The sequence below is a fragment of the Mesorhizobium sp. M1338 genome (assembly GCF_040318045.1).
Classification (GTDB): domain Bacteria; phylum Pseudomonadota; class Alphaproteobacteria; order Rhizobiales; family Rhizobiaceae; genus Mesorhizobium.
On record NZ_JAMYLL010000041.1, the window covers coordinates 45,559 to 51,988 of the forward strand.

Sequence of the window (6,430 nt, forward strand, 5' to 3'; positions counted from 1 at the left end):
TATCATAAAGTAAGGCGTGGCGATGAAACAGCTCCCGCGGGTCGGGGCGCCTTTCGATCGATACCCGATGACGGCGATGCCTCGCACGCCGGATACGGGCTTTGCCCTTCCCAACTCAACGAAATCCGCTGAGAGCAAGCGTGCTCCAAACGTGCCGTGCGTTGGGCGATCGTATTTTCCATTTCGGTTGACTTTGATCCCTACTAAAGCGTGCCAGCAGAGGAGGCTCGACGACCATGGCAATCGCCCTCTCGCCTGAAATCACCGAAGCGCCCGTTGTGCGCCTGACCAGCCTCGCCCATGGCGGCGGTTGCGGCTGCAAGCTGGCGCCGTCAGTGCTGCAGCAGCTTCTCGCCGATCCGGCGGCTGCCAGTCCCTATCATCAACTTCTCGTCGGCACGGAGACCGGCGACGATGCGGCAGTCTGGCAGCTCGACGGCGCGACTTGCGTCATTGCGACCACCGACTTCTTCATGCCTATGGTAGATGACCCCTACGATTTCGGCCGGATTGCCGCAACCAACGCCCTTTCCGATATCTATGCGATGGGTGGCCGGCCGATCATGGCGTTGGCTATTCTCGGCATGCCTCTCGACAAGATCCCGACGCTCATGGTCCGCGAAATCCTGAAAGGTGGCGAAGCTGTCTGCGCCGACGCCGGAATCCCGGTTGCCGGCGGCCACTCAATCGACTCGCCGGAGCCGATTTACGGCCTCGCAGTCATCGGCACATGCCGACCCGAGAATATCCGACGCAATTCTGACACCAGGCCGGGTGACGCCTTGATCCTGACGAAAGGGCTCGGCGTCGGCATCTATTCCGCCGCCATCAAGAAGCAGGCGCTTTCCGAAAGCGGCTATCGCGAAATGATCGCCTCCACCACCCTTCTCAACCGGATCGGATCGGAGCTGGCACAGGACGCGAGCGTTCACGCCGTCACCGACGTGACCGGATTTGGCTTGCTCGGACATGCCCTCGAGATGGCACGCGGTTCCGGGTGCACGCTGATAATTTGCAGCCACGACGTGCCGTTCTTTTCCGAAGCTGCCTCGCTCGCGGTCGACGGCCATGTTACCGGCGCATCGCGGCGCAACTGGGCGAGCTATGGCGACGCGGTAAGCTTGCCTCCCGGCATGCCCGAGTGGCGACGCCATCTTCTCACGGACCCACAGACTTCGGGCGGCTTGCTGGTTGCTTGCGAGACCGACCGCGCAGCGGCGCTCGTCGAGAGGATCGTCGCGGACGGCTATCCTTCGGCTCGCATCATCGGCCATGCCATGCCCGGCGCGCCGACAATAGTAGTAGAGGCCTGAACGGCCGCTCCGCTTCCCCCCGGTCAAGCCCGGCGGCCACCGCTCTGCCAGCCCCCTCGCAGCCGAGCTGCTGGGCTGCCGCCTAGTCATTCGCTGCGAACGTCGGCTTCCAGCCCGATAGCGCTTCGCCTTGGGGCCCTCGTAGTCAGCGATGCTCGTGAAGCCAACGCTCGATCGAGGTGTAAGGGACTTCAGTCTTAGTTGAGCTATTGCTAATATGCCGATAGCTTAGCAGCGCGGGGACGATCCTGGCGCTCGTAGCTCAAACAGGACAGAGCGGAGGCTTAAATGGGCGATGATAAGCTCTGGCATGGTGCTATTCACGACCATCAAGTCGGATATTTCGCTTCGGAGAACGGCTTGACTACGGACCTGGCTTGGGAGTTGATCCTAAAACACGGCAACAACCGAAAGGCCGTGATTAAAGCCGCGCAGGGTTTAGTCAGGCAACATGGCCGACCAACCCCCTGCTCCCCTGTAGAGCCCCCGCCGCGCTTGGCGAAGAGCGTGGGCCGAGGAAAGCGGTAGCTTGCAACACGTCCTGCGACTTTGGCGCTTTTGAATACGGCCAAGGACAGGATGCGTTTCGGCCCCCGTTCCACCAGATGAACAGCGAGCTTGTTGAGTACTTCAACCGAGGGGCGCTCCCGGGCAGAGGTCGTTCTTCGGCCCAATAGCTCACGATGAGACATCGTCCCACACTGGAAGTGGCTACCCCAAATAGGTGATGCGCATATTCGATACGAAGAAAAGTATTGCCGTAGCCGATTGCCCCAAGGCTTCACACCGAAGGTGAAGAAGCGGTAAGGCCCGCCTGTCGAGGCAATGGAACATTAGGCGTCACTAATAGTTACCTTGACGGCAGGGGTCACCAACGCCTCCGCAAGCCCGGCGATTCCCTAGGGACGACCCGCTGCTGCCGTAAATCGAGCGACAGCGCTCAAACCGGGAGAAATATCATGCAACGGTTTATGTTCGCATCAGTTGTAATCGCTTTGTCGGCTGGCCTGTCGTTGGCACAAGCCGCCACGCCCGTTCAACATAAACAAGGTATCAGAACGAATTATGGTGCGGCCGGCGGCATGAAGCTTGACCCCACCATAACGGGCGGCACATCGAAACCGAATGCGGTAAAAGATTGTGCCCCCGGCCAGCAGACCGGCAGTGCACAGCCCACTGGTCAGGCGACAGCCGACGCGAAGGGCGCCGCTCCTAGCCAGATGAAAAAGACAGCTGCGGGCTGTGAAACATCCCCGCCGCTTCGCCAATGATACGGATCGAGATATTACATCCGAAGCGGCTCGAGTGGGTGCCTAGCCGCGCGGTCTGGCTTTAGGTTGCGGCGAGCTTTCCGACGGATTTTCGGCCATTTTGGCGAATCTCCGATAGCCAAAGCGGTTTTTCCTGCCAGCTCATCGCGATCATTATTTGTGATCGCTCGGCCATGCGTCGCAGCAATCGCATATCTGAAGAGCTACGAACTCGCCGGCCCTTTCACCGGAACGTTTCCATCCAGCCTCGATCTCCGGCCCATCTTCGCTGCCGGCATGCGCACGAAAGTCGGGCGCGTAAAGCTACGAATCGCGGGCCACTGGCAAGCCGCAGGTGGGTGGGTTCAGGCAATGCTCATTGAAAAATGGGCCGCCGATTTTCTGCTTGGCTGTAAAGCTCAGCGGGTTGTCGCTTTCAATACTACTGGCAAGCGATTTCCGGAGAAGCCGGTGTCGTGCTCCGGCCCACCTTCCCCTCATTTGCCTCCCTGCGGCGGGACACCCGGAGGCCCCAATTCCGCTGGCAATTCTGCCCCAACGCCCCGTAAATGGCGCCGCCACCTTTCCGGGCGCTGTCAGCCGCTCAAGTGTATGGCCCCTTCTGCGAGACAAATGCTCAGCGTGAGTTGGAGATGATCCAGACGAAGGTCATTGCGTTGACGCAGCTCGCGAAAGCGGTTTCGATTTCTTCCACGGGACCAGTCGCCAGGGTCAGCAAACGCGCCATGAGCCACAGAGAGTTGGAGCTTCCTCCCCGTGGGTCGAAGGCTGTGAAGCTGCTCCGTTCAAAATGTCGGAGCGTTAAGGCGTCAGCTAGAAACGATAACGAAGCCCAACAGTATTCGCGTTGGAACCCTCTCCCATATTTCCAAACGTACCACCGGCGCCGGATCTGTGGTGGAGTTGATAGACAAGCTCGACGTTGGGAGCTTGCCTTAACCTGAAAGAAAGCTCGGCGCCGATGAAACCAAGGAAAGACGCGTCGCCGTCGTAATAGACCTCGCGCTCGCGTTCGATTTCGGTGGTTCCCGTAACGGCACTCAAACCGGCCGTCAGTGCTGGCGCAATCGCCAGATCGCCGATGACAAGGCCCTGGTGACGAACCCTAACCCCGGCCCAAACTTCCCCTGACGTATCGTCATCCTCGCCAAACCTTACGGCGGCCCCGGTCACACCGCCAAGAACGAAACCAGCGCCAATATCGGCGAAGTCGCGGCCGTAAGCAGCTCCGATTATGTAGTTGTTCGTATAGTCGGCGCCGAAGACGTTGATCGTGTTCCCAAATGATCCGGCCGCAAAAACGCCGCCAAAAAAATAGACGTCGTTCTTCGCCGGTTGACCGACAGCGAAAGGATCTTCGGTAGCAAAATAGATGAAGGGAGAACTGTTGTCGGCGAGAGCGGAAGTGATGGGACCGGTCAGGATCAGTGCGGCCAAAGCTGCTTGCACCCCGCGCATTCACAAGCTCCGAATCAATCCCTCAGTTGTCATCTTTCATCCGGCATTTGACGGGAAGAAGCAAGTTCCCTGCTCCACGAATTGGATGGAGTTCTATCCCATTGCTTGACCAAACCTTCTTTCCGAACTGCAGGTCGCTCAGCAAATCGGATTCCCCTTTGCCGGCACTACCTACGGGATCTGGTCGAATGAAAAAGCTCGCATCTTCCGTAGCGTTCGGCCCGCTCCGACGGTCAAGAGAGCTGCGGATCCAGACGACGTTGCGCCGCCCGCTTGCCGACCCCAAGCACGGCGAGGTGATCCGCGAGGATCTGCGCGCTGGTCTCTCCGCTGTTCCGATCTGGATGCAGGAGTTCCTGCGCGAACTCCTCGGCCCAGGCGCTCGGCACGAGGGCAAACCATGAGCACCGACGCCTACCGCCAAATCTTCCCCGACACATTCATCAGCCTTCCCGCACGACTTGATTGGCGACCGATCAAAGCCGCGGGCCAAAAGCGCTTGACAAAATAGCGTCGGCCCGCTCAATTTCGACCCATTCACCAGGGGAGTCCCGGCAAGGGGCTGAGATACTGCTGGCTTTCGCGGCGCAGTGACCCGTTGAACCTGATCCAGTTCATACTGGCGTAGGGACGGTGCAAGCGCTCTGCGGGAGTTCACGCCCGAGGTCCTATTTCGGCAGGTCCACAGAAGCGTCTTTTCATCCTTCCGGCACAGAACTGGGTCTCCAATGCATGAGCAAAGGAGCCTCAAGATGAATGCCCTCACCCCCGCCGTGTCGACAGGGCCGCTGCCTGCCTCACGGAAAATCCACAAGTCTGGCGTCCTCCATCCGCACATCAAGGTGCCGATGCGCGAAATCTCCGTCCATCCGACGGCAGGCGAACCGCCCGTCACCGTCTATGATCCGTCCGGCCCTTATACGGACCCGACTGTCAAAACCAGCATCGAAAAAGGCCTCGCCCGGCTTCGCCATGAATGGATTACGGCACGCGGCGATGTCGAAGCCTATGACGGCCGTCATGTCCGGCCGGAGGACAACGGATTCGCGGCGGGCGAGCGCCTGACACCGGAATTTCCCGTTCGCAACCGGCCGCTCAGGGCCAAGGCCGGCAAGGCGGTGACCCAGCTTGCCTACGCGCGCGCCGGCATCATTACGCCTGAGATGGAGTTCGTCGCCATACGCGAGAACCTCGGCCGCGAGACCATGCGCAGCAAGCTGCCGCGCGACGGCGAAGCCTTCGGCGCGGCGCTTCCCGATTTCGTCACGCCGGAATTCGTGCGCGACGAGGTGGCGCGCGGACGCGCGATCATTCCCGCCAACATCAACCACCCGGAGAGCGAGCCGATGATCATCGGCCGCAATTTCCTGGTGAAGATCAACGCCAATATCGGTAACTCCGCTGTCACCTCCTCGATGGCCGAGGAGGTCGAAAAGATGGTCTGGGCGATTCGCTGGGGCGCCGATACGGTGATGGACCTGTCGACCGGCCGCAACATTCACAACATCCGGGACTGGATCGTGCGCAACGCACCGGTGCCGATCGGCACGGTGCCACTCTACCAGGCGCTCGAGAAGGTTGGCGGCATTGCCGAGGATCTGACCTGGGAGGTATACCGCGACACGCTGATCGAACAGGCCGAGCAAGGCGTCGACTATTTCACCATCCACGCCGGCGTGCGGCTGCATTATATCCCGCTGACCGTTGACCGGGTCACGGGTATCGTCTCGCGCGGCGGGTCGATTATGGCCAAATGGTGCCTTCACCACCATCGGGAAAGCTTCCTCTACGAGCATTTTGCGGAGATCTGCGACATCTGTCGCGCCTACGACGTGTCCTTCTCGCTCGGCGACGGCCTTCGTCCGGGCTCCATCGCCGATGCCAACGACGCGGCGCAATTCGCCGAGTTGGAAACGCTCGGCGAACTGACGCAGATAGCCTGGGCCAAGGATTGCCAGGTGATGATCGAGGGGCCCGGCCACGTGCCGATGCACAAGATCAAGGCGAACATGGACAAGCAGCTCGCTGTCTGCGGCGAAGCGCCCTTCTATACGCTTGGACCGCTGACAACCGACATCGCGCCGGGCTACGACCACATCACCTCAGGCATTGGGGCCGCCATGATCGGCTGGTTCGGCACCGCCATGCTCTGTTACGTCACGCCGAAGGAGCATCTCGGTCTTCCCGATCGCAACGACGTCAAGATCGGCGTGATCACCTACAAGATCGCGGCCCATGCCGCCGACCTGGCAAAAGGTCATCCGGCGGCGAAAGTCAGGGATGATGCCCTTTCCCGCGCGCGATTCGAGTTCCGCTGGGAGGACCAGTTCAATCTGTCGCTCGATCCCGAAACCGCGCGGTCCTTCCACGACCAGACCTTGCCCAAGG

6 protein-coding genes and 1 riboswitch are annotated in these 6,430 nt (G+C 60.4%); of the genes, 4 read left to right on the forward strand and 2 right to left on the reverse strand.

The genetic code is table 11. The annotated features are described in order from the left end of the window. The first annotated feature begins 236 nt into the window (after positions 1-236). Both selD and NKH19_RS26040 read left to right on the forward strand, forming a co-directional pair. The gene (selD, locus tag NKH19_RS26035; RefSeq protein WP_352869598.1) at positions 237-1,313 is read left to right on the forward strand and encodes a selenide, water dikinase SelD; all 1,077 of its coding nucleotides are present in this window, start codon (positions 237-239) and stop codon (positions 1,311-1,313) included. A gap of 959 nt (positions 1,314-2,272) precedes the next feature. Beyond that, complete coding sequence (locus tag NKH19_RS26040) at positions 2,273-2,584, forward strand: hypothetical protein (protein ID WP_352869600.1); 312 nt, start codon at positions 2,273-2,275, stop codon at positions 2,582-2,584. Between the two features lie 153 nt (positions 2,585-2,737). Here the strand turns inward: NKH19_RS26040 and NKH19_RS33615 are convergent, their stop codons facing one another. Together NKH19_RS33615 and NKH19_RS26050 are read right to left on the reverse strand one after the other, a co-directional pair. After that, positions 2,738-2,836 (reverse strand): hypothetical protein, encoded by a 99-nt coding sequence (locus NKH19_RS33615; RefSeq protein WP_502911035.1) that lies wholly within the window; start codon positions 2,834-2,836, stop codon positions 2,738-2,740. 561 nt (positions 2,837-3,397) lie between these two features. Next, positions 3,398-4,042: a hypothetical protein gene (locus tag NKH19_RS26050; protein ID WP_352869602.1), complete on the reverse strand. Its 645-nt coding sequence runs from the start codon at positions 4,040-4,042 to the stop codon at positions 3,398-3,400. A 188-nt stretch (positions 4,043-4,230) separates the two neighbouring features. Between NKH19_RS26050 and NKH19_RS26055 the strand changes: the two genes are divergently transcribed. Both NKH19_RS26055 and thiC read left to right on the forward strand, forming a co-directional pair. Beyond that, on the forward strand, positions 4,231-4,446 hold the full coding sequence (locus tag NKH19_RS26055) for a hypothetical protein (RefSeq protein WP_352869604.1): 216 nt from the start codon (positions 4,231-4,233) through the stop codon (positions 4,444-4,446). Between the two features lie 128 nt (positions 4,447-4,574). Beyond that, a riboswitch (TPP riboswitch) is annotated at positions 4,575-4,691 on the forward strand. A 103-nt stretch (positions 4,692-4,794) separates the two neighbouring features. Then, positions 4,795-6,430 (forward strand): phosphomethylpyrimidine synthase ThiC (gene thiC, locus NKH19_RS26060; RefSeq protein ID WP_352983033.1); only part of this gene is annotated, 1,636 nt, incomplete at its 3' end.